24 protein-coding genes and 1 riboswitch are annotated in these 21407 nt (G+C 58.8%); of the genes, 16 read left to right on the top strand and 8 right to left on the bottom strand.

Translation table 11 applies throughout. The annotated features are described in order from the left end of the window. Positions 1 to 4 precede the first annotated feature (4 nt). Positions 5 to 53, top strand: a riboswitch (SAM-SAH riboswitch). A gap of 5 nt (positions 54 to 58) precedes the next feature. The 4 genes from metK (at position 59) to cmk (ending at position 4139) form a co-directional block, all read left to right on the top strand. Then, positions 59 to 1240: a methionine adenosyltransferase gene (metK, locus tag ACR3EN_RS02050; protein ID WP_480819294.1), complete on the top strand. Its 1182-nt coding sequence runs from the start codon at positions 59 to 61 to the stop codon at positions 1238 to 1240. A gap of 162 nt (positions 1241 to 1402) precedes the next feature. Then, positions 1403 to 2113, top strand: a complete 711-nt coding sequence (trmB, locus tag ACR3EN_RS02045) for a tRNA (guanine(46)-N(7))-methyltransferase TrmB (protein ID WP_480819295.1) — start codon at positions 1403 to 1405, stop codon at positions 2111 to 2113. 68 nt (positions 2114 to 2181) lie between these two features. Further along, positions 2182 to 3528: a 3-phosphoshikimate 1-carboxyvinyltransferase gene (gene aroA / locus ACR3EN_RS02040; RefSeq protein WP_480819296.1), complete on the top strand. Its 1347-nt coding sequence runs from the start codon at positions 2182 to 2184 to the stop codon at positions 3526 to 3528. After that, positions 3525 to 4139 (top strand): (d)CMP kinase, encoded by a 615-nt coding sequence (cmk, locus tag ACR3EN_RS02035; protein ID WP_480819297.1) that lies wholly within the window; start codon positions 3525 to 3527, stop codon positions 4137 to 4139. Before aroA ends, cmk begins: the two co-directional genes overlap by 4 nt. Before the next feature lie 22 nt (positions 4140 to 4161). On the opposite strand, the gene ACR3EN_RS02030 is transcribed toward cmk, so the two are convergent. Next, complete coding sequence (locus ACR3EN_RS02030; protein WP_480819298.1) at positions 4162 to 4638, bottom strand: YHS domain-containing (seleno)protein; 477 nt, start codon at positions 4636 to 4638, stop codon at positions 4162 to 4164. Between the two features lie 217 nt (positions 4639 to 4855). On the opposite strand from ACR3EN_RS02030, the gene ACR3EN_RS02025 reads away from it, so the two are divergent. The 9 genes from ACR3EN_RS02025 (at position 4856) to trpB (ending at position 12519) form a co-directional block, all read left to right on the top strand. Continuing rightward, on the top strand, positions 4856 to 5392 hold the full coding sequence (locus ACR3EN_RS02025) for a hypothetical protein (protein WP_480819299.1): 537 nt from the start codon (positions 4856 to 4858) through the stop codon (positions 5390 to 5392). Between the two features lie 207 nt (positions 5393 to 5599). Then, positions 5600 to 6172 carry a tryptophan 7-halogenase gene (locus ACR3EN_RS02020; protein ID WP_480870290.1) on the top strand — a complete coding sequence of 191 codons (573 nt, stop codon included), beginning with the start codon at positions 5600 to 5602 and terminating at the stop codon, positions 6170 to 6172. Position 6173: 1 nt separating this feature from the next. Continuing rightward, a complete protein-coding gene (locus ACR3EN_RS02015) occupies positions 6174 to 7277 on the top strand; it encodes a tryptophan 7-halogenase (protein WP_480870287.1) in 1104 nt (367 codons plus the stop codon). Positions 7278 to 7417: 140 nt separating this feature from the next. Beyond that, positions 7418 to 7708 carry a DUF6525 family protein gene (locus ACR3EN_RS02010; RefSeq protein WP_480819301.1) on the top strand — a complete coding sequence of 97 codons (291 nt, stop codon included), beginning with the start codon at positions 7418 to 7420 and terminating at the stop codon, positions 7706 to 7708. A 246-nt stretch (positions 7709 to 7954) separates the two neighbouring features. Further along, entirely contained in the window at positions 7955 to 9631 is a 1677-nt protein-coding gene (gene rpsA / locus ACR3EN_RS02005; protein WP_480819302.1) for a 30S ribosomal protein S1, read from the top strand. Positions 9632 to 9902: 271 nt separating this feature from the next. Continuing rightward, positions 9903 to 10187 (top strand): integration host factor subunit beta, encoded by a 285-nt coding sequence (ihfB, locus tag ACR3EN_RS02000; RefSeq protein WP_050603110.1) that lies wholly within the window; start codon positions 9903 to 9905, stop codon positions 10185 to 10187. A 7-nt stretch (positions 10188 to 10194) separates the two neighbouring features. After that, positions 10195 to 10545 carry a lipopolysaccharide assembly protein LapA domain-containing protein gene (locus tag ACR3EN_RS01995; RefSeq protein ID WP_480819303.1) on the top strand — a complete coding sequence of 117 codons (351 nt, stop codon included), beginning with the start codon at positions 10195 to 10197 and terminating at the stop codon, positions 10543 to 10545. 9 nt (positions 10546 to 10554) lie between these two features. Then, entirely contained in the window at positions 10555 to 11196 is a 642-nt protein-coding gene (locus ACR3EN_RS01990) for a phosphoribosylanthranilate isomerase (RefSeq protein ID WP_480819304.1), read from the top strand. 75 nt (positions 11197 to 11271) lie between these two features. Beyond that, on the top strand, positions 11272 to 12519 hold the full coding sequence (trpB, locus tag ACR3EN_RS01985; RefSeq protein WP_480819305.1) for a tryptophan synthase subunit beta: 1248 nt from the start codon (positions 11272 to 11274) through the stop codon (positions 12517 to 12519). Positions 12520 to 12554: 35 nt separating this feature from the next. Here the strand turns inward: trpB and ACR3EN_RS01980 are convergent, their stop codons facing one another. The 7 genes from ACR3EN_RS01980 to ACR3EN_RS01950 all read right to left on the bottom strand — a co-directional run bounded on the left by ACR3EN_RS01980 (position 12555) and on the right by ACR3EN_RS01950 (position 18585). Continuing rightward, the gene (locus tag ACR3EN_RS01980) at positions 12555 to 12926 is read right to left on the bottom strand and encodes a DUF2237 family protein (RefSeq protein ID WP_480819306.1); all 372 of its coding nucleotides are present in this window, start codon (positions 12924 to 12926) and stop codon (positions 12555 to 12557) included. Positions 12927 to 12935: 9 nt separating this feature from the next. After that, positions 12936 to 14099 carry a serine hydrolase domain-containing protein gene (locus ACR3EN_RS01975; protein ID WP_480819307.1) on the bottom strand — a complete coding sequence of 388 codons (1164 nt, stop codon included), beginning with the start codon at positions 14097 to 14099 and terminating at the stop codon, positions 12936 to 12938. A 72-nt stretch (positions 14100 to 14171) separates the two neighbouring features. Continuing rightward, positions 14172 to 14855 (bottom strand): aminoacyl-tRNA hydrolase, encoded by a 684-nt coding sequence (pth, locus tag ACR3EN_RS01970; protein ID WP_480819308.1) that lies wholly within the window; start codon positions 14853 to 14855, stop codon positions 14172 to 14174. Positions 14856 to 14982: 127 nt separating this feature from the next. Next, positions 14983 to 15642 carry a 50S ribosomal protein L25/general stress protein Ctc gene (locus tag ACR3EN_RS01965; RefSeq protein ID WP_480819309.1) on the bottom strand — a complete coding sequence of 220 codons (660 nt, stop codon included), beginning with the start codon at positions 15640 to 15642 and terminating at the stop codon, positions 14983 to 14985. Between the two features lie 255 nt (positions 15643 to 15897). Next, on the bottom strand, positions 15898 to 17064 hold the full coding sequence (locus ACR3EN_RS01960) for an alpha-hydroxy acid oxidase (RefSeq protein ID WP_480819310.1): 1167 nt from the start codon (positions 17062 to 17064) through the stop codon (positions 15898 to 15900). Between the two features lie 174 nt (positions 17065 to 17238). Further along, positions 17239 to 18030, bottom strand: coding sequence for a tryptophan synthase subunit alpha (gene trpA, locus ACR3EN_RS01955; RefSeq protein ID WP_480819311.1), 792 nt, complete (start codon positions 18028 to 18030; stop codon positions 17239 to 17241). Positions 18031 to 18099: 69 nt separating this feature from the next. Next, positions 18100 to 18585 carry an acyloxyacyl hydrolase gene (locus ACR3EN_RS01950; RefSeq protein ID WP_480819312.1) on the bottom strand — a complete coding sequence of 162 codons (486 nt, stop codon included), beginning with the start codon at positions 18583 to 18585 and terminating at the stop codon, positions 18100 to 18102. 201 nt (positions 18586 to 18786) lie between these two features. Here ACR3EN_RS01950 and ychF point away from each other — a divergent pair, with 201 nt between their 5' ends. The 3 genes from ychF (at position 18787) to ACR3EN_RS01935 (ending at position 21355) form a co-directional block, all read left to right on the top strand. Continuing rightward, positions 18787 to 19884, top strand: coding sequence for a redox-regulated ATPase YchF (gene ychF / locus ACR3EN_RS01945; protein WP_480819313.1), 1098 nt, complete (start codon positions 18787 to 18789; stop codon positions 19882 to 19884). A gap of 90 nt (positions 19885 to 19974) precedes the next feature. Beyond that, positions 19975 to 20400 (top strand): N-acetyltransferase family protein, encoded by a 426-nt coding sequence (locus tag ACR3EN_RS01940; protein ID WP_480918387.1) that lies wholly within the window; start codon positions 19975 to 19977, stop codon positions 20398 to 20400. A gap of 73 nt (positions 20401 to 20473) precedes the next feature. Then, positions 20474 to 21355, top strand: a complete 882-nt coding sequence (locus tag ACR3EN_RS01935; RefSeq protein ID WP_480819315.1) for a LysR family transcriptional regulator — start codon at positions 20474 to 20476, stop codon at positions 21353 to 21355. Positions 21356 to 21407: the final 52 nt, after the last annotated feature.

Genomic DNA, 21407 nt, shown 5'->3' with positions numbered 1-21407 from the left:
CGGTCGCCCGTCACAACGGCTTCCTGGCGTGACGGGGAAATCTTAATGGAGCACATTCATGTCCCGACAGAACTATATTTTCACTTCGGAGTCCGTCTCCGAAGGACACCCCGACAAGGTCTGTGACCGTATCTCGGATGCAGTACTGGATGCATTCCTGCGGGAAGAGCCAGAGGCGCGTGTTGCGTGCGAGACCTTTGCCACGACCAACCGCGTCGTGATCGGCGGAGAGGTCGGCCTGTCGGATCAGGACAAACTGCATGATTACATGGCGCATATCGACGATATCGCGCGCGCCTGTATCAAGGATATCGGGTACGAACAGGACAAGTTTCACCATGAAACTGTCGAGGTGACGAACCTGCTGCACGAACAATCCGCCCATATCGCGCAGGGCGTGGATGCATCGGGTGACAAGGACGAGGGTGCTGGTGATCAGGGCATCATGTTCGGCTATGCCACGACTGAGACACCGGCGCTGATGCCCGCTCCGATCCAGTATTCGCACGCGATCCTGCGCCGTCTCGCCGAAGTGCGCAAGAACGGCACCGAGCCTGTGCTGGGTCCCGACGCCAAATCGCAGCTATCGGTTGTGTATCGCGACGGTAAACCGGTCGGCGTCAGCTCGGTGGTGCTCTCGACACAGCATCTGGATGCCGCGCTGAGCTCGGATGATATCCGCGCTATTGTCGAGCCCTATATTCGCGAAACCCTGCCCGAGGGCTGGCTGAGCGCCGAGACCGAGTGGCATGTGAACCCCACCGGGAAATTTGTGATCGGCGGCCCGGATGGCGACGCTGGCCTGACCGGACGCAAGATCATCGTTGACACTTATGGTGGTGCCGCACCGCATGGCGGCGGCGCGTTCTCGGGCAAGGACCCGACCAAGGTTGACCGCTCTGCCGCTTACGCTGCGCGCTATCTGGCGAAAAACGTTGTTGCCGCTGGCATGGCCGAACGTTGCACGATCCAGCTGAGCTATGCGATTGGTGTGTCCAAGCCGCTTTCGATCTACGCCGATACCCATGGCACTGGCCAGATCGCTGATGCGGTGATCGAAAAGGCTGTTGATCAGGTGATGGACCTGACCCCGCGCGGTATCCGCGAACACTTGCAGTTGAACAAGCCCATCTATCAACGCACCGCCGCCTATGGTCATTTCGGTCGCGAACCGGAAGCAGATGGCGGCTTTAGCTGGGAGCGTACCGACCTGGCTGCCGCGCTGAAGGCGGCGGTCTAACAAGCTACCAAATTGTGCGCCCTGACGGGCGCGCTCTATTTCTGTTTAGAAATAACTCGGGGCCGCTATCGGCTGCGCCTTTGGTCCGAGACACCAATGGCGGCGGCCTGGCCCCAACACTCACCCTTGCCAGACAGAGCCCGCCGCAGTATGGCCACCGCCATGAGCACCCCGACCCCAGAACGCCCGCGCAGAAATTTCTATGGCCGCTTCAAGGGCAAGACCCTGAAGCCCAGCCAAAAGACCTATCTGAACGAGGACCTTGCCGCTTTGTCGCCGGGTGCGGTCGACTGGGACAGCAATCCCGAGCGCAATCCGCTGGACCTTGACGCGTTGTTTGGCGGCAAGCCCGTCTGGCTTGAGGTTGGCTTTGGCGGCGGTGAGCATCTGGTACACCAGGCCCTGAGCAATCCAGATATCGGCATCATAGGGGCCGAGCCCTATATCAACGGCGTTGCCATGCTGCTGGGCAAAATCCGTCAGGCCGGGGTCGAAAACCTTGCCGTCCATCCCGGTGACGTACGCGACCTGTTCGACGTCTTGCCCGACGCAAGCATTTCGCGTGCGTTCCTGCTCTATCCCGATCCTTGGCCCAAAAAACGCCACCATCGCCGCCGGTTTGTCACGCATGAGCATCTCGAACCGTTGGCGCGGGTTCTGAAACCCGGCTCGATCTTCCGGGTTGCCACCGATATTCCCGACTATGTCCGCCAGACGCTGGAAGAGGTGCCGCGCGCCGGGTTCGAGTGGCTGGCCGAAGGTCCCGCCGACTGGCGCGAGCCCTGGGGCGACTGGATTTCCACACGCTACGAACAGAAGGCCCTGCGTGAAGGCCGGACCCCCCACTATCTGACCTTCCGCCGCACAGGCTGATTGCCGCTGGACCAACCGGCCCCAATTCGCTAATCCGCCTTGAACTGATAGCGAAAACAGGAGCCCCCATGTCCGGACACGGCACGCCCATCCCGATGACCTCGCATCCCTGCGGTCCGCTCACCGGCACGGCAGAGGTGCCCGGTGACAAGTCGATCTCGCACCGGTCGCTGATTCTGGGCGCGTTGGCGGTGGGCGAAACCCGCATCACCGGCCTGCTGGAAGGCGAAGACGTGCTGGACACCGCCAAGGCGATGCGCGCTTTTGGGGCAGAGGTGACCGACCACGGCGGTGGCGAATGGTCTGTGCACGGTGTGGGTGTTGGTGGTTTTGCAGAACCCGATCAGGTTATTGATTGCGGCAATTCCGGCACAGGAGTGCGACTGATCATGGGCGTTATGGCGACCTCTCCGATCACCGCGACCTTTACCGGGGATGCCAGCCTCAACAAGCGCCCCATGGCACGGGTGACCGACCCGCTGGCGTTGTTTGGCGCACAATCCGTTGGCCGCTCGGGCGGGCGTCTGCCCATGACCATTGTGGGCGCCGCTGACCCGACCCCGGTGCGCTATGAGGTGCCGGTGCCCTCGGCGCAGGTGAAATCCGCTGTGCTGTTGGCTGGCTTGAATGCTCCCGGCAAAACGGTGGTGATCGAAAAAGAGGCCACCCGCGATCATTCTGAACGCATGTTGGCGGGCTTTGGTGCGGAGATCACGGTCGAGAACACGGATGAGGGGCGCGTCATTACCCTGACCGGTCGGCCAGAGCTGAAACCGCAGGTTATCGCCGTTCCGCGTGACCCGTCCAGCGCGGCTTTCCCAGTGTGTGCGGCCCTGATCACCCCCGGATCGGACGTGCTGGTGCCAGGTATCGGCCTGAACCCGACCCGCGCCGGGCTGTTCACTACGCTGCGTGAAATGGGCGCGGACCTGACCTATGAAAATGAACGCGAAGAGGGCGGAGAGCCGGTTGCCGATCTGCGGGCGAAATACTCGCCGGATATGAAAGGCGTCACCGTACCGCCGGAACGTGCGGCCTCGATGATCGACGAATACCCGGTGCTTTCAGTGGTCGCGGCTAACGCTACGGGCACCACGATGATGGGTGGCGTGAAAGAGCTGCGGGTGAAGGAAAGCGATCGTATTGACGCCATGGCTCGTGGTCTGCGCGCCAATGGCGTAAACGTCGATGAGGGTGACGATTGGTGGTCGATTGACGGGCTGGGCATCGGCAACGTTCCCGGTGGCGGCACGTGCGCGAGCTTTTTGGATCACCGTATCGCCATGTCCTTCATGGTGATGGGTATGGGGGCCAAGGCCGCTGTTTCGGTGGATGATGGAGGGCCGATCGCGACCTCTTTCCCGATCTTTGAGCCGCTGATGGCCGCATTGGGGGCGAAGGTCGAGCGCGTATGAGCTTTACGGTCGCCATTGACGGCCCGGCCGCGGCAGGGAAGGGCACGATTTCGAAGGGCGTGGCCGCGCATTTTGGGTTTGCACATCTGGATACCGGTCTTTTGTACCGTGCCGTTGGTCGGCGCACGCTGGACGGTACGGACCCGATCGAGGCGGCACGGGCTTTGACGGCGCAAGAGCTTGAACAGGGTGATTTGCGCACCGCTGAGATTGCACAGGCCGCGTCCAAAGTGGCCGTGATCCCCGAGGTGCGCGCGGCTTTGGTCGACTTCCAGCGCAGCTTTGCGCGTAGGGCCGAAGGTGCTGTGCTGGATGGGCGCGATATCGGCACGGTGATCTGTCCTGAAGCCGAGGTAAAGCTGTTCGTAACCGCCAGCGCCGAGGTTCGGGCTGAACGGCGGTTTCTTGAGCTGGACGCTAAGGGGGCAGACGTAACACTGGAACAGGTGCTGGCCGATGTACGTGAGCGTGATGCCAGAGATGCAGAGCGCAGCACGGCGCCGATGAAGGCGGCCGAAGATGCGATTCAGCTGGACACATCAACGCTGAGTATCGCTGAGGCCTTGGCGCAGGCCATTGCAGCCATCGAAGAGAAGAGGCCCGCAGCGTAACAACGCTACGGGCGGGAGCGGTTTACAGCTCGCCGACTGCGATGCTTTTGATTTTGGCCCACTGGTCATCCGCAGTTTTTGCGGTTCCGGTCACATCTTTAAGAAAGGCCGCGCGGGTCTCGGCGTTCAGGAAAAGGTATAGCTTGCCGTCTGCGATCAGGTACTGGTCGGGGTCGCCATCGAATTTCTTGCCTACAGACACACCGAACGAGCAATAGCCCCCATGCTGGGGCAGGTATGCCGCGGGGTTGGCTTCGAACGCTTCGCGGTTCTCTGCGCTGGTAAAGTAATAGGACGCGCCGTCATAGGTGGCCGAGTGATTGGCGAAGCCTTCGACGGGGTTTCCATTGGTGACAAGCGCAACCAGATCGACCCCGTGCGCGGCCAGAGGTGCGCCCGCGGCAGAGATCCCTGTCGAGACGTTGATTTCATCCGCCGCAAAGGCTGGGGCGGCCAGGGTCAAAGTTGCGGCAAGCGCGGTGAGTACTAGTGATTTCATGGCAACAGTCCTTTCAGGTTCACATCAGGGCCGGTTTGTCCGCCGACCGATGTGACAAAGCTAGGACAGGCTGGGCGGACGCGTAATCGCAGATGAACCGCAAAAGATTGCAGATCGTACAAAGGTACGGATTGCGGGCAAAGACTGCTCACATAGCTTTGTTTGGCCAGACGCTGGCAGGCGGCTTAAGCTCATGTCGCAAGCGTAGGAGTTGCCCATGATCCGACTAGCCTTGATACTTTTCTTTCTGGCAGGCAGCGCGGCTGCTCAGGAAACCGATGCACCGGTGCCCGAGGCCGAGCCTCCGATGACATATGAGCGTCTGGGCAAGATCATCTTCGCGCTCGACCCCGAGGCGCAGCCTGTGGGGCCGGGGTTCGAGTTGACGGTTTCTAATTTGAAGGTACTGGTGATCACAGACACGGTGGCTGACAGGATGCGGGCAATGGTGCCGATCGGCAGCGCTGCAGATTTGTCGGCAGCGGACTTGCAGCGCATGATGCAGGCGAATTTCGACAGCACGCTGGATGCGCGCTACGCGATTGCCAACGGGACCTTGTGGGCAGCTTTTATCCATCCGCTGTCATTGCTGGAAAAGGACCAACTGATTTCGGGTCTGGCCCAAACCGTGAATATCGCCCGGACCTATGGCACCCTGTATTCCGGCGGGGCGGCGGAGTTCGGAGGTGGCGATAGCCAGGATTTGCAGCGTGACCTGATCGAAGAGCTATTAAAAAAAGGTGAGGAAATCTGATGCAATCCGCGTTTGGGGATGCGCGCTGATCTGCGCCCGATCCGTAGCCCGGGTAAATCGCCATCAGTGGCGCATAAGCTATGGCTGCAGCACCGAAAGCTGCTATAGTCGCCCGAGCAAAGATGGGACTGCTGTCATTCAACCTCCAACACTCACAACTGGAGGAGGCAGCTTTAGAATCCCCCGAGCCAACAGGGACACCAAAATATGAATAATCGTTTGCGTAAAATCACCATCGTTGGTGGGGGTACGGCTGGTTGGATGACCGCCTTGCTTCTGGATATGGTGTTTGCCCGCACATCCGCCCCCAAAGATCGCCCGCGCCTCTGCCTGATTGAAAGCCCGAACATTGCAACCGTCGGTGTGGGCGAGGCCACGGTGCCGCGCATGCCGCGCACGCTGCGCGAAGCGGGTATTTCCGAGCGCGACTTCTTCCGCGAAACCAACGCGTCTTTCAAGCTGGGTGTGAAGTTCTGCAACTGGAACAAGGATGCCAAGGGCAACCGCATCGACTATGTGAACCCCTTCGCCCATGGTCAGACCCTGTATGGATTGGAAGCCGCCGAGTACTTCCTGCGTTTCGGCAACGGGGACCGCGACTTTACACAGTCGATCTCGCCGCATGACGATCTGGGACGCTTGTGCAAAGGCGCGCGCCAGTTGGGTCAGCCCGAGTTCGAACAGCGTTTCGGGTATGCCTATCATTTGGATGCGGTAAAATTCGCGGGCATGTTGTCCAAGGTCTGCACTAAGCGCGGGGTCGATCACATCCGGGATTGAGGTGACCTCGGTCGAGTTGAACGAACAGGGCAATGTCAGCCATCTGATGCTGGAACGCGCGGGTCGTCATGACATCGAGATGGTCGTGGACTGCACTGGCTTCCGTGGATTGATCATCAATCAGGCTCTGGGTGAGCCGTTCATGGACTACTCGGACTATCTGCCCAATGACCGCGCCATGGCCTTGCAGGTGGAACACCCGGATCCTGAGAAGATCGAGAGCCTGACCCGGTCAACGGCGCTTGGCGCGGGTTGGACGTGGCGCGTGCCGCTCTACAACCGGGTTGGGACGGGCTATGTGTACTCGTCCGCGCATCGCACGGATGATCAGGCAGCGGATGAATATCTGGAATGGTTGGGCGACAGCGGCAAGGGCCTGACACCGCGCGTGATCCCGATGCGGGTCGGACGCGTGCGCAATGCCTGGGTCAAGAACTGTCTGGCCGTCGGGTTGTCCGGCGGCTTCATCGAACCGCTTGAGAGCACCGCGATCCATATGATTGATCACGCTGTACGCTGGTTCGCCGAGCATTTGCCGACGCGCGAGATCGAGCCGTCGCTGCGCAGCAGATATAACCGACAGGTGAACAAGCTGTATGATGAGGTTCTGGATTTCATCTGTCTGCACTATCGTCTGGGCAACCGCACCGATGACCCGTACTGGATCGACGCCCGTACACAGATGAAGGTTCCGGACCGGTTGGCCGAGAATCTGGAACTGTGGCAGTACCGGTTGCCGATGAACCACGATACCGAGTTCACAACGCTGTTTGATGACCGCGTGTACCAGACTGTTTTGCTGGGCAAGCAGGTCTATGATACCGGCTATGGCCCGGGTATCCGCGACCGGCTGCGCCCTCTGAAGAAACCGATCTGGTATCAGGGGATGAAGCAGGCCAAAGCGGATCTGGCGCAGATCATAAAAACGATGCCCGATCATAAAACGCTGCTGCGTGATATCCGCGGAGAGCTAGACGCACCCGCTTATGGCATGGCGGCCGCAATGAACCCAAAGGCCCAGGTTCCAGCGGCGCCGATGAAGCCCGAGAGCATGCCGAACCTTGCTGAGATTCAGAGCGGCAAGAAGGACCTCCAGTTGTTCTAGGCCGCGCGGTCGATCACACCGGATTTTCCAGAATAAGGGGCGGAGACTTTGGTCTCTGCCCCATTTTTTTGTGTGTCTATTCAAGATGGTCCCCAAATCTATATTGCACGTGATTGAAGGGAATGTAATATCATCACATCATGTACTATTCTGAATACAGGCAGACCTCATCTGGCACGGCCCGCAATCTGCGCAGTACGCTGAAACGTCGGCGCCGGCAGGTTTCGCCGATGCAACGCTATGATGCGTTGCCGCGGCCGCTGCGCCGATGGCTGGCGCAGGCTTGTTTGCCGTGGAGCCCGACTTCGGCCCTCAAGATATGGAACCAGAACGGTGGCTGTGATGATCCGGCAGCTGCGATTGGCAGGCTGAACGCCGTCGAGCAGGCGATGCTGCAGCGCGACGCAAAGACATGGGCCCATAAGGCGTAATGCCGCTGGACATTGCACATATGGGCTTTGCCCTTGCGCATGTTGCGGAATCCGCCTATACGCGCGCTGTCGATACAAGGGCGGTCAACGTCCGGATGACGTTTCTGAGCAGGGCCGGGTTACCTCGGCCCTTTGTGTTTGTTTGCTCAAAGGCGCACCGGGTCACGTCTGAAGACATCATGAAACAAGACCGGCGGAGACAACCGCTCGGCCAGCAAAAACGTATGTAAAGGAAAAGAACGCCAGATGGCTAACGCATCCATGGAGGAATTCGAAGCCCTCCTTAACGAAAGCTTCGAAATGGACACACCCGAAGAGGGTTCTGTTGTCAAAGGTAAGGTTCTGGCGATCGAAGCCGGCCAAGCCATCATCGACGTAGGCTACAAAATGGAAGGCCGCGTTGATCTGAAAGAATTCGCAAATCCCGGCGAAGCCCCTGAAATCGCTGTTGGTGACGAGGTTGAAGTTTACCTGCGCGCCGCAGAAAACGCCCGTGGCGAAGCCGTCATCTCGCGCGAGATGGCCCGCCGTGAAGAGGCATGGGACCGTCTGGAAAAAGCATATGCCGACGACCAGCGCGTCGAAGGTGCAATCTTTGGTCGCGTCAAAGGTGGCTTCACCGTCGATCTGGGTGGCGCAGTTGCGTTCCTGCCCGGCTCGCAGGTTGACGTGCGCCCCGTGCGCGATGCTGGCCCGCTGATGGGTCTGAAGCAGCCGTTCCAGATTCTGAAAATGGACCGCCGCCGTGGCAACATCGTTGTGTCGCGCCGCGCAATCCTGGAAGAATCGCGTGCCGAACAGCGCGCCGAGGTTATCGGCAACCTGTCCGAAGGTCAGACCGTCGAGGGTGTCGTCAAGAACATCACCGAATACGGTGCATTCGTTGACCTGGGCGGCGTCGACGGCCTGCTGCATGTCACCGACATGGCATGGCGCCGTGTGAACCACCCGTCCGAGATCCTGACGATCGGCGAAACCATCAAGGTTCAGGTCATCAAGATCAACAAAGAGACCCACCGCATCAGCCTGGGCATGAAGCAGCTGCAAGAAGATCCGTGGGATCTGGTTGCTGCCAAGTATCCGCTGGGCTCGGTCCATCAAGGTCGCGTCACCAACATCACCGACTACGGCGCGTTCGTCGAGCTGGAAGCCGGTGTCGAAGGTCTGGTGCACGTATCCGAGATGTCCTGGACCAAGAAAAACGTCCACCCCGGCAAGATCGTTTCGACCAGCCAGGAAGTCGACGTCATGGTTCTGGAAATCGACGGCGCGAAGCGTCGCGTGTCTCTGGGCCTGAAGCAGACTCAGCGCAACCCGTGGGAAGTGTTTGCAGAAACACACCCCGAGGGCACCGAGGTCGAAGGCGAAGTCAAGAACATCACCGAATTCGGTCTGTTCATTGGTCTCGAAGGCGACATCGACGGCATGGTTCACCTGTCGGACCTGTCCTGGGACGAGCGTGGCGAAGACGCGATCCAGAACTACCGCAAGGGCGACGTCGTTCAGGCGGTTGTTTCGGAAGTTGATGTCGAGAAAGAGCGTATCTCGCTGTCGATCAAAGCCCTGGGCGGTGACAAGTTCGCCGAAGCCGTGGGCGGCGTGAAGCGTGGCTCGATCGTGACCGTTGAAGTGACCGCAATCGAAGATGGCGGCATCGAAGTCGAGTACGAAGGCATGAAGTCGTTCATCCGCCGTTCGGACCTGTCGCGTGACCGTGCCGAACAGCGCCCCGAGCGTTTCTCGGTCGGTGACAAGGTCGACGTTCGTGTCACCAACGTCGACAGCAAGACCCGCCGTCTGGGTCTGTCGATCAAAGCACGCGAAATCGCCGAAGAGAAAGAGGCCGTGGAACAGTACGGTTCCTCCGACTCGGGCGCATCGCTGGGCGATATCCTGGGTGCAGCGCTGAAATCCGGCGACTGATCTCAGGCGTCAGTCTGAAGTTGATTTTCGGCCCCGTGCGACAGCGCGGGGCCGTTTTTGTTGCGAATCAATATGTTCCGATTTTCCGGGTTATCGCGCGTCAGGTTCGCTCAATACGGGTGGAAATCCGGGGCATTGGCAAAAAAACGCGCGAGTTTGCCATAATTTGAACCCTGATGGCGCAGAGTTTACGTTCCCCCGAACCCGGTTTTTTCTTATACTACGCAAAACGATAGACTTGGAAAAACGGTCACCTGGGAGGGTAACACGCATGATCCGTTCGGAATTGATTCAGAAAATTGCTGACGAAAACCCGCATCTCTATCAACGCGATGTCGAGCGGATTGTGAATACCGTCTTTGAAGAAGTGACCGATGCCATGGCGCGCGGCGACCGCGTCGAACTGCGCGGCTTTGGCGCGTTCTCGGTGAAAAAGCGGGACGCCCGTGTGGGTCGCAACCCCCGCACCGGCGAGACCGTGCAGGTCGAAGAGAAATGTGTTCCGTTTTTCAAAACGGGCAAGTTGCTAAGGGACCGTTTGAACGGTAAAGCCTGACCTTATGATGCGCTACATTCGTTATGCTTTTCTGGCTGCTTTGGGGATCATTCTGGTCTCGGTCTCGCTGGCCAATCGACAGATCGTTGAATTGAAACTGATGCCGGACGCTCTGTCCGAATTGCTCGGGTTCAACCTGACCACGTCTTTGCCACTATTTCTGGTGGTGCTGGGCGGTGTCGTCGCTGGTCTGATCATCGGATTTCTGTGGGAATGGCTGCGTGAGCACAAGCACCGCAAGGACGCCACGGTCAAGAAAAGCGAAGTGCGCAAGCTTGAGCGTGAGGTCAAGAAGCTCAAGAAAAAGCAGAATGAGGGTCAGGATGACGTTCTTGCTCTGCTGGATGAGGCAAGTTAAAGCCCGTCCATGTCTGATATCAGCGTGAAAATCTGCGGTCTGACCGCCCCCGATCACGTGCGCGCAGCGGTGGATGCGGGCGCGCGATATCTTGGGTTCAACTTCTTTCCCAAGTCACCGCGATATGTTTCGCCCGAACAGGCTGCGGCGCTGTTTGCGTCTGTTCCCGCAGGCGTCGCCAAGGTCGCCCTGGTGGTCAATCCGTCGGATGATCTGCTGGACAGTATTACCCAGAACACCCCGTTCGATATGCTTCAACTTCACGGAGGCGAAACCGTCGCGCGTGTGCAGCAGGTCAAAGAGCGGTATGGCCTGCCCGTGATGAAGGTGATCGGGGTTGCCGACGCGGGTGATCTGGCTGCGATTGATGCCTATAGCGACGTGGCCGACCAGCTGCTGATTGACGCAAAACCCCCAAAAAACGCGGTTTTGCCGGGCGGGAATGGGCTGGCCTTCGACTGGCGCTTGCTGGCCGGTCGCAAATACTGGCGCAAGCCTTGGATGCTCGCCGGTGGCTTGACCCCGGACAATGTGGGCGAAGCCATCCGCATGACCGGGGCGCGTCAGGTCGATGTGGCGTCCGGCGTGGAAAGCGCGCCGGGGGTTAAGGATCCGGATCTTATCAAGGCGTTTGTTGACGCGACTCGGTAATCCGCCGCACGTTTTTGCCATGGCAAATCGCGCGCCTACCTCCTATGAACAACAGGTACGACGCGGGAGACTTCCATGGCCAACGATCTTTTCAATTCCTTCATGTCCGGCCCCGATGAGCAGGGCCGTTTCGGCATTTTCGGCGGACGGTTCGTCAGTGAAACGCTGATGCCACTGATCTTGTCGCTGGAAGAGGAATATGACAAAGCCAAGGATGATCCGACCTTCTGGGCCGAGATGGATGATCTGTGGGCCAACTACGTGGGCCGCCCCTCGCCGCTGTACTACGCGGAACGCCTGACCGAGCATCTGGGCGGGGCGAAGATCTACCTCAAACGTGATGAGTTGAACCATACTGGCGCGCATAAGATCAACAACGTCTTAGGCCAGATCATTCTGGCGCGCCGTATGGGAAAGACGCGGATCATCGCGGAAACCGGGGCAGGGCAGCACGGCGTGGCCACCGCCACTGTCTGTGCCAAGTTCGGCCTTAAATGCATCGTCTACATGGGCGCACATGACGTGCAGCGTCAGGCTCCGAACGTGTTCCGCATGCGCCTGCTGGGTGCCGAAGTGATCCCGGTGACCTCGGGCCGTGGCACGCTGAAAGACGCGATGAACGACGCGCTGCGCGACTGGGTGACCAACGTGCGCGACACGTTCTATTGCATCGGTACAGTGGCCGGCCCCCACCCCTACCCGGCGATGGTGCGGGACTTCCAGTCGATCATCGGCAAGGAAGCCAAAGAGCAGATGATGAAGGCCGAGGGGCGCTTGCCCGACACGATCATTGCCGCGATTGGTGGCGGATCTAACGCCATGGGTCTGTTCTACCCGTTCCTCGACGACAAGGATGTCAACATCATCGGCGTCGAAGCGGGCGGCAAAGGCGTGAACGAGAAGATGGAGCATTGCGCCTCACTGACTGGCGGTCGTCCGGGTGTGTTGCATGGGAACCGTACTTATCTGCTGCAGGATGATGACGGGCAGATTCTGGAAGGTTATTCAATCTCGGCCGGTCTCGATTATCCCGGCATTGGCCCGGAACACTCTTGGCTGCACGATATTGGTCGCGCCAACTATGTTTCGATCACCGACAAAGAGGCGTTGGAGGCCTTCCAGCTGTGCTGTGCGACCGAGGGCATCATCCCGGCGCTGGAACCCTGCCATGCGCTGGCCCACGTGATGAAAATCGCGCCCGACCTGCCCAAGGATCACCTGATCTGCATGAACATGTGCGGACGAGGAGACAAGGACGTACAGACCGTCGCGCGCTATCTGAACTTCGATATGTCCGATACCGAAGGCCGGGCGGTCGATTGATCTGATTGAGGCAGGCCTGTGCCGGGCCTGCCGCCTTAATCAAGCGCGTTTTGTTTCAGCACATCCAGCGGAACGATCTCAAGTGCGCGCTGATGTGTCGCCTCAAGATGTACTTTCGGTGCGCAGCCCTCGTCATGGGCCTGCATGAAACGACCTGCGCATAAACACCAACTGTCACCTGGCTTGAGGCCGGGAAAATCGAACTCGGGGCGTGGCGTGCTGAGGTCGTTGCCGACATATTTGGAATAGGCCAGAAACTCGGCTGTCATGACTGCGCAGACCGTGTGGCTGCCCTGATCTTCGGGGCAGGTGTTGCAAGCCCCATCCCGAAAGAACCCGGTCAGAGGATCGCGCGAACAGGGCGCAAGCACCCCGCCCAGAACATTGATACTGTCTTGCTTTTGCATGACGCTACTTTACAGGCTTTGTGCGATTTTGCGGAACATTTCGACATTCTGTTCGCTGACACCAGCGTCACGGAAGTTGCGATCCGCACCCGTCGTTACGATCAGCACACCCCGGGTGCGATCAAAATACATATACTGCCCGTAAACGCCACGCGCCATGAACTCGCCATCTCGTGCGCCGACCGGGATCCACCACTGATAACCATACCCGATCTTGCCGGGTTCGGTGGGGGCGCTGGGCCACGTCGAATCATTGATCCATTGCGCAGGTACGACCTGACGCCCGTCACGCAGCCCGTTCTGCAGGATCAGCTGCCCGAATCGCGCAAAATCCCGTGTTGTGAAATTCAGGCCGCCCAGTACAAAGGCTACACCCGCACCATCGGTGATATAGTAGCCGTCTCGTTCCAAACCGATGGGGTCAATGATCTTCTCAGTCAGCAACTCTGCAATGCTGCGCCCGGTTGCGCCCCGGATGACCATCCCGATGACATGGGTGTCAATCGATACGTACTGCCAGGTTTCGCCCGGAGGCGCAAAACTGTCTTGCAGCGAAGCAGCGAAGTCGTCCAATTCGCCACCCAGCGCCACGACACGGCCCATCCGGTTGATATCTGAATTGTAGTCCAGATAATCTTCGTCAAAGGTGACGCCGCTGGCCATATTCAGAACATTGCGGATCGTCGCGGTTTCATAGGCACTGCCTGTCAGCATCGGTGCATATTGCACGACCGGGTCATCCAGTGAGGAAATGGCACCTTCTTCCATCAGAATGCCCAGCAAAGCCGAGAGATAGCTTTTGGCAACCGACCACGAAATCCTGCGATCTTCGGGCGCGGTGCCCAGATAATACTCCTCAAATCGAATATCGCCGTTCTGCATGACCAGCAAAGAGGTCACGGCGCGGTCTTCGATCCACTGGTCCGTGCCCGCCGGCAGATCGAAACCGGTGCCATAGGGCAGGTCCCATGTGGGGCCATTCCCGCGCGGCAGATCGACGGTCAAAAAGGCCTCATCCATGTGCGAGAAATTGTGAATGATCTTGTCTTCTGAGAACAGCGAATTGACGGCCATCAACCGCTGGATTTCTTCACGTTTCCAGATCCCGACAACTGCGGCGGCCAGAACCAGAGCCAGCACGATACGCATCAGCCATTTCAACACGGATTTCATAAAATACCTCCGATCGTTCCCAGCATTGGACCTCGGTCCGGCGTTTCGCGCAATCGCAACGTGGCGGCAAGACTACCTGAACTTGTCCAGAAGCTTCTGCATCGGAGAGCGCTCATCCGGCGCTGGTTCGGTGTCCGGTACAGCCTTGGGTGTGGTATCGGCCTTAGCGGGCGATTTTGAAGACCGGGGCGGGGCGGTGCGCAGTGCGACCGCATTCATGAACTTGCCGTTGTCGTCCGTTGCCAGATACGCGGCCCCGTCCGAAACACCCTGCAGCACATCCTCCAGCCACTCGGAATCCGCCTTGGCAAAATCACTCAGGACATAGGGTGAGACCATTTCTTTCCGCCCCGGATGCCCGATCCCCAGCCGCACGCGATCATAGGCGGGGCTGATGTGTTCATGGATCGATCGCAGACCGTTATGCCCTGCATGACCACCACCGGCCTTCACGCGGACCTTCCCGGGGGCCAGATCCAGCTCATCGTGAAATACGGTCACATCGGTAGAGTCGAGCTTGTAGAAGCGCATCGCCTCGCCCACCGACTGACCCGAGCGGTTCATGAACGTCTGAGGTTTAAGCAGCAGAGCTTTCTCGCCACCAAGGCGGCCTTCGGACAGTTCGGCCTGAAACTTGGATTTCCAAGGGCCAAAACCATGATCCTGCGCAATCCGGTCCAACGCCATGAAACCGATATTGTGTCGGTTACGCGCATATTTTTGCCCTGGATTGCCCAAACCGACAAAGAGTTTCATTGCTTCCGTCCCAACTGCAGTGCGGACCCACTGATCGCATAATTTGCAGCCCAGAGGCCAGCCCAATGCGGCATAAAAAAACGGGGCCCTGGCAGGCCCCGTCTCATTATCAGGAAGATAGCCGGACTTATTCTTCAGCGTCGTCCTGACCGATGACTTCGACTTCATCTGCAGCGACTTCACCCTCTTCGCCCTCTTCATCGTCGCTGGACGACAGGCCGGTGGGTGCCGAGATGTTCGCGATCACGAAATCGCGGTCGATGGTCGGTTTGGTGCCTGCAGGCAGGTCAACCGCCGAAATGGTCACAACGTCGTTGATTTCCAGGCCGGTCAGATCGACGGTGATTTTCTCGGGGATGTCGCCAGCGGTGCAAACCAGTTCGACCTCGGGGCGGACAACGGTCAGAACGCCGCCTTTCTTGATGCCGGGGGCTTCTTCTTCGTTGACGAACTCGACGGGGATGAACAGCGCGATTTTGGTTGTCCGACGCAGACGCATCAGGTCCAGGTGGGTCGGCAGGTCTTTGACGATGTCACGCTGAACGTCGCGGCAGATGACGCGAACGTCTTCGTGGCCTTCAACCTTCAGGTTCCACAGGGTCGACTTGAACCGGCCTGCTTTCAGACGCTTGAACAGAACGTTGAACGGGATGTTGATCGGCAGCGGGTCTTTGTCGCCACCAAATACAATGCCCGGAACCATGCCGTCGCGGCGTGCCTGACGAGCGGCGCCCTTGCCTGTCCCCGTCCGTTCCAGAGCTACGAGATCAGGAATCTCACCAGCCATGATATATCTCCAATGTTAGGGCGGGCATCCTCCAAGGCTGTATGCCCGCGTGAAGCCGCGTCCTTAGCTTGATTCATCCGGATTGGAAAGAGGTTTTTGTCCAGCTTGGATTTTTGCGAGGCTCTGCCTCGCGCTCCGGGATATTTATAGCCAGATGAAGTGCGGATCCCCTGCTTCATCTGGCCAAAAATATCCCGGGGGAGGCGCCCGCAGGGCGGCGGGGGCAGCGCCCCCATCCTTGGGTTCAGCAAGCGATCAGGCTTGCCAGCGACCGCCAAAATCTTCGGGGATCAGCAGGTTGTGACGCCCCAGATTGGCCACGTCGCGTTCTCCGCACAAGGCCATGGTTGTGTCGAGTTCCTTCTGAATCACTTCCAGCGCGGTTGTCACGCCTTTCTGACCCATCGCTCCCAGGCCATAAACAAAGGCGCGGCCGATGAAAGTGCCCTTGGCCCCAAGTGCCAAGGCTTTCAGAACGTCCTGACCCGAGCGGATGCCGCTGTCCAGGTGTACTTCGACGTCGCTGCCGACTGCGTCCATAATCTCGGGCAGGACCCGGATCGAGCTGAGCGCGCCGTCCAGTTGCCGACCGCCGTGGTTCGACACCACAATCGCGTCAGCCCCCAGCTTGGCCGCCATTTTGGCGTCCTCGGCGTCCAGAATGCCCTTGAGGATGACCTTACCGCCCCACTGTTCCATCAGTTTCTCGACCTTTCCCCAATCCAGGCTGGGGTCGAATTGTTCGGCCGTCCATGTGCCCAGCGATCTGGTGTCGGTGACATTGTGGACATGGCCCACGATATTGCCGAATTCCCGGCGTTTGGCCCCCAGCATCTCGATGCCCCAGGCCCATTTTGTCATCAGGTTGGCGATGGTCTTGGGGGTCAGCTTTGGCGGGGCGGACAGGCCGTTCTTAAGGTCCTTGTGCCGTTGACCCAGAATCTGCAGATCAAGCGTGATAACCAGCGCCGAGCATTTTGCATCTTTGGCCCGTTGGATCAGCCGCCCAACGTAGTCTTGGTCCTTCATCGTATAGAGCTGGAACCAGAACGGTGCCGAGGTGCTTTCGGCCACATCCTCGATGGAGTTGATCGACATAGTGGACAGGGTAAAGGGTACACCAAAGGCCTCAGCCGCCTTGGCCGCTTTGATCTCACCATCTGCGTGCTGCATACCTGTCAGCCCCACCGGGGCCAATGCCACCGGCATCGACACGTCCTGCCCGATCATTTGCGAGGCTGTTGTGCGCCCGGTCATGTCCACTGCAACGCGCTGCCGCAGTCGTATGTCTTCGAAATCCGAGCTGTTTTCGCGAAATGTCTGCTCTGTCCAGCTGCCGCTTTCGGCGTAGTCGTAGAACATGCGCGGAACGCGGCGTTCGTAGATGCGTTTGAGATCTTCGATAGTCGTAATCACGGGCATGATATCGGGCCTTTGCAGGATTGGTTAAGTTTCTTTACCAATTTCTGCGACGCTGCGCAACACAGCATGATGCGGTTGGTTGCCGCGCTGTCCGACGGTATGAAAACGAAAACCCCCAGCCGAACTGATGTTCGCTGGGGGCACCCGGATTTTTGTAAGATTTCAGTCTGTGGCTCAAGCAGAGTGGGCGCCGTCAGCCAGAGATTTGACGAAGTCCAGAACCTCGGACACCGAATTGCCTGCGCCTATCTTGCTGACTATGGCGGACCCGACCACGGCGCCATCTGCCACGCTGGCTATGGCGCGGGATTTCTCTGGGGTATTGATGCCAAATCCGACGATGACAGGCAGGTCGGTTTGGTCTTTGATCCGAGACACCTCGGGCCCGACATCAGTGGCTTGGGCCTCGGCAGCTCCTGTGATCCCGGTGATCGAGACATAATACACGAACCCTGATGTATTCTGCAGTACGCGCGGCAGGCGTTTGTCGTCGGTGGTGGGCGTGGCCAGTCGGATAAAGTTCAACCCGGCGGCCTGCGCGGGCAGGCAGAGTTCGGCGTCTTCTTCCGGCGGCAGGTCGACCACGATCAGCCCGTCGATGCCGGCTGATTTTGCATCCTCAAGGAAGGTGTCGACGCCGCGGCTATAGATAGGATTGTAGTATCCCATCAGCACAATCGGGGTGACGTCATCAGTTTCACGAAAGGCCCGTGCCAGATCCAGCGTGCGCTGCAGTGTCATCCCGCCGTCCAGAGCGCGTTGCCCTGCGGCCTGAATGGTCGGGCCATCCGCCATCGGATCAGTGAATGGCAAGCCCAGCTCAATCACATCCACACCTGCGCCGGGCAGGCCTTTGACCACCTCAAGCGAGGTTTCATAGTCGGGATCGCCCGCCATGATGTAGGCGACAAACGCCTTCTTGCCTTCGGCTTTCAGGGCGGCGAATTTGGCGTCGATACGGGTCATCAGATGTCCTTGCACACGAGGTTTGGACCTGATGTGCAGAAACTCGGCCCGAAAATCAATCCCGCTTGCTCAGAACGCGTAGTGATATCTCAGAAAGACCGAGTTCACGCCGGGATTGTCCGAATCTGTGCTGGCGTTCGAGATATGCGTGATCGCGACCGAGACCTTGTTGCCGCTGTCCAGCGTGTATCCAAGGCCCAGAAGGCTGCGAATCTGAAACTCGCCACCCAGATCGTTCGCGGCGTTTGACTCATTATAGTAACCGGGAAAAACGCTGCCCTCGACGAACCAGCGGTCCGCGAAACTATAAAGCCCGACCAGACCAGCGCCCAGATGAGTATCGCCATCGGTATCGACAGTCAGCGCCGCGCCCCATGTTGCGCTGAAACGCGTTGCCTCGTGAAACGGGCGGTGCTGATACTCCAGCGAAAATACGGCCTGATCATCCGCGTCCGCTGCGGAAAAGTCCGCATAGCCTGCGCCAAAAATTACCGATTGTGCCTGTGCAGCACCTGCTGCAGCCAGCGTAAAGGCCAAAACAAGAAGGGATTTCATCGTCACTACTCAGTCCGTCGTTTATTCATATGTCTTTTATTGGTGAGCTTAAGTGCGCATTTTCAATGGAGGCAAGAACACAATACGGTCTCGGTTTCGTGATGTGGCAGAATGGACTCGGGTTTGTGCTGCGCGGTCTACCTTGCGCATTACCCCAGACCTGCATAGAAGCAGCGCGCTAGTGTTATGCAGGAGGCCGGGATGGGCTTTAAGATGGGAATTGTGGGTCTGCCGAATGTAGGCAAGTCGACCCTGTTCAATGCACTGACCAAAACCGCAGCCGCACAGGCGGCGAATTTCCCATTCTGCACCATCGAGCCCAACGTGGGCGACGTGGCCGTTCCCGATGACCGGCTGGACAAGCTGGCGGCGATTGCGTCCTCGAAACAGATCATTCCCACGCGCATGACCTTTGTGGATATCGCTGGTCTGGTGAAGGGGGCCTCGAAAGGCGAGGGACTGGGCAATCAGTTCCTGGCCAACATCCGCGAAACCGACGCCATCGCCCATGTGCTGCGGTGTTTTGAAGACGGTGATGTGACTCATGTGGATGGTCGCGTTGATCCTGTGGCTGATGCCGACACCATCGAGACTGAACTGATGCTGGCCGATCTGGAAAGCATCGAAAAGCGCCGCGCCAATCTGGTGCGTAAGCTGAAAGGCAACGACAAAGAAGCGGCACAGCAGGACCGTTTGCTGGCCGAGGCGCAGGCGATGCTGGAAAATGGCAAACCCGCCCGTCTGGTTGAGGTCTCGGACGAAGACGCCAAGGCATGGAAGATGCTGCAACTGCTGACCACCAAACCGGTGCTCTATGTCTGCAACGTGTCCGAGGAGGAAGCCGCCGAGGGCAATGAATATTCCGCCAAGGTCGCGGAAATGGCCGCAGCGCAGGGCAACTCGCACGTGATCATCAGCGCCAAGATCGAAGAAGAGATCAGCCTGCTGGAAGATGACGAGGCGCAAATGTTCCTTGAGGAAATGGGTCTGGAAGAACCCGGCCTGGACCGCCTCATCCGTGCCGGTTACGACCTGCTGAAGCTGGAAACCTATTTCACCGTCGGCCCGAAAGAGGCCCGGGCTTGGACCATCCGCACCGGCACTGCCGCGCCGCAGGCCGCAGGCGTCATCCACGGTGATTTCGAGAAAGGCTTCATCCGCGCCGAGACCATCGCCTATGACGACTATATCGCTGCGAATGGTGAACAGGGCGCCAAGGAAGCAGGCAAGATGCGGGCTGAGGGCAAAGGCTACATCGTCAAGGACGGCGATGTGATGCATTTCTTGTTCAACACCTGATAGCGCGTTGACCCTGCGTGCGGCAGAACTGTCGGATGCCTCCAGCATTGCGGCGATCTCGATCGAGGTGTGGGTAGGTACATATCTCAAATGTGGCGTCAGCGGCTTTTTGCCGATTACGCTCTGTCAGAATTCACGCAAGCCAAGATCCGCAACCAGATTTCTGACCCTGAAGAGTTCCTTGTGGTGTCGGAAAATCAAGAGGGGATAGACGGGTTCATCCGAGTCTCCTCGTCGCGCGATGCCCCGGTGGACGGTTGGTCGGGCATGGAGATCGCCACCTTCTATGTACAGCCGCGCCATCACGGAAAAGGTATCGGCAAACGCCTTTTGGCGGCTGCGTTGCAACATTGCAGGGATCAGCAGGAACACGTGGTCTGGCTGACGACCAACGCCGCAAACACCCCGGCCATTGCGTTCTACCTTGCTTGGGGCTTTGAGCAGATCGGCGAGACCCAGTTCCGGATCGGGGATCAGGGGTATTTAAACAATGTCTACGTCCTGCGGCTGACCTGATCACTGCCAGGGGATTTTCCGTTGGCGCAATAGCGGTTACACTGATTTTTGGCGTGACCCAGAGAAACTCCAAATGATCGAAATCCGCGACCTCCAACTCCTCAGCGCCCTTGCGCGGCATCGCCATTTTGCCAAAGCGGCCGAAGAGTGCGGGATTTCACAGCCGGCCTTTTCCATGCGCATCCGTAACCTCGAAGACCGGCTCGGCGTCTCAATCGTGCGCCGCGCCAACCGGTTTCAGGGTCTGACCGAAGAGGGCGAGATGATCGTCCTGCGGGCGCGGCGTATTCTGGACGAGACCAAGGCGTTGGAACAACAGGTGCTGGCCTCGAAGGGTGAGATCACCGGGACACTGATCCTTGGGGTGATTCCGACTGCGATCGCGTTTACCGGTCGGCTCATCAAGCGGCTGCGCGACGCCCATCCGCGCATCGTCGCGCGGATCGAGACTATGTCGGCCACCGCCATTCAGCACCGGCTGGATGAGGGCAGTCTGGATGCGGGCATCACTTATGGCGACAGCATCGGAACCGATTTGCGCGAAGTTCAGCCGCTTTATGAAGAAACCTATGTGCTGTTGATCCCGTCCCATATGACCGGGGAAACCGGTCCGATCCCATGGGCGCAGGTTGCCGAATTTCCCATCAGCCTGCTTGAGCCGCAGATGCAGAACCGGCGTATTCTTGACCGTATCTTCGCCGAACAGGGTCTGCACCCTCATGTGGTGGCAGAGACCAGCGGCTTCACCGCCTCGATGGTCATGGCACGCGAGGGGTTGGCAGCCACGGTTGTGCCCCGGGTTCTGGTACGGGCGCTGGGCGAGTTGAAGGGAACGAAAGTGCTGCCTCTGATCGATCCTGTGGTCAGCAAGCCGATATGTCTGGCCACGCTCAGCCGTGATCCTGAATTGCCAACAGTCGAGGCGCTACGGGCCATTGTCGCCTCCTTACGGTGATAAGATGTCGTTATCGTGCGATTGAAATATGCGATTTGACGATATGCTGATC

This window comes from Ruegeria sp. G7 (assembly GCF_056535465.1).
This window is presented reverse-complemented; position numbering and strand designations above follow the sequence as displayed.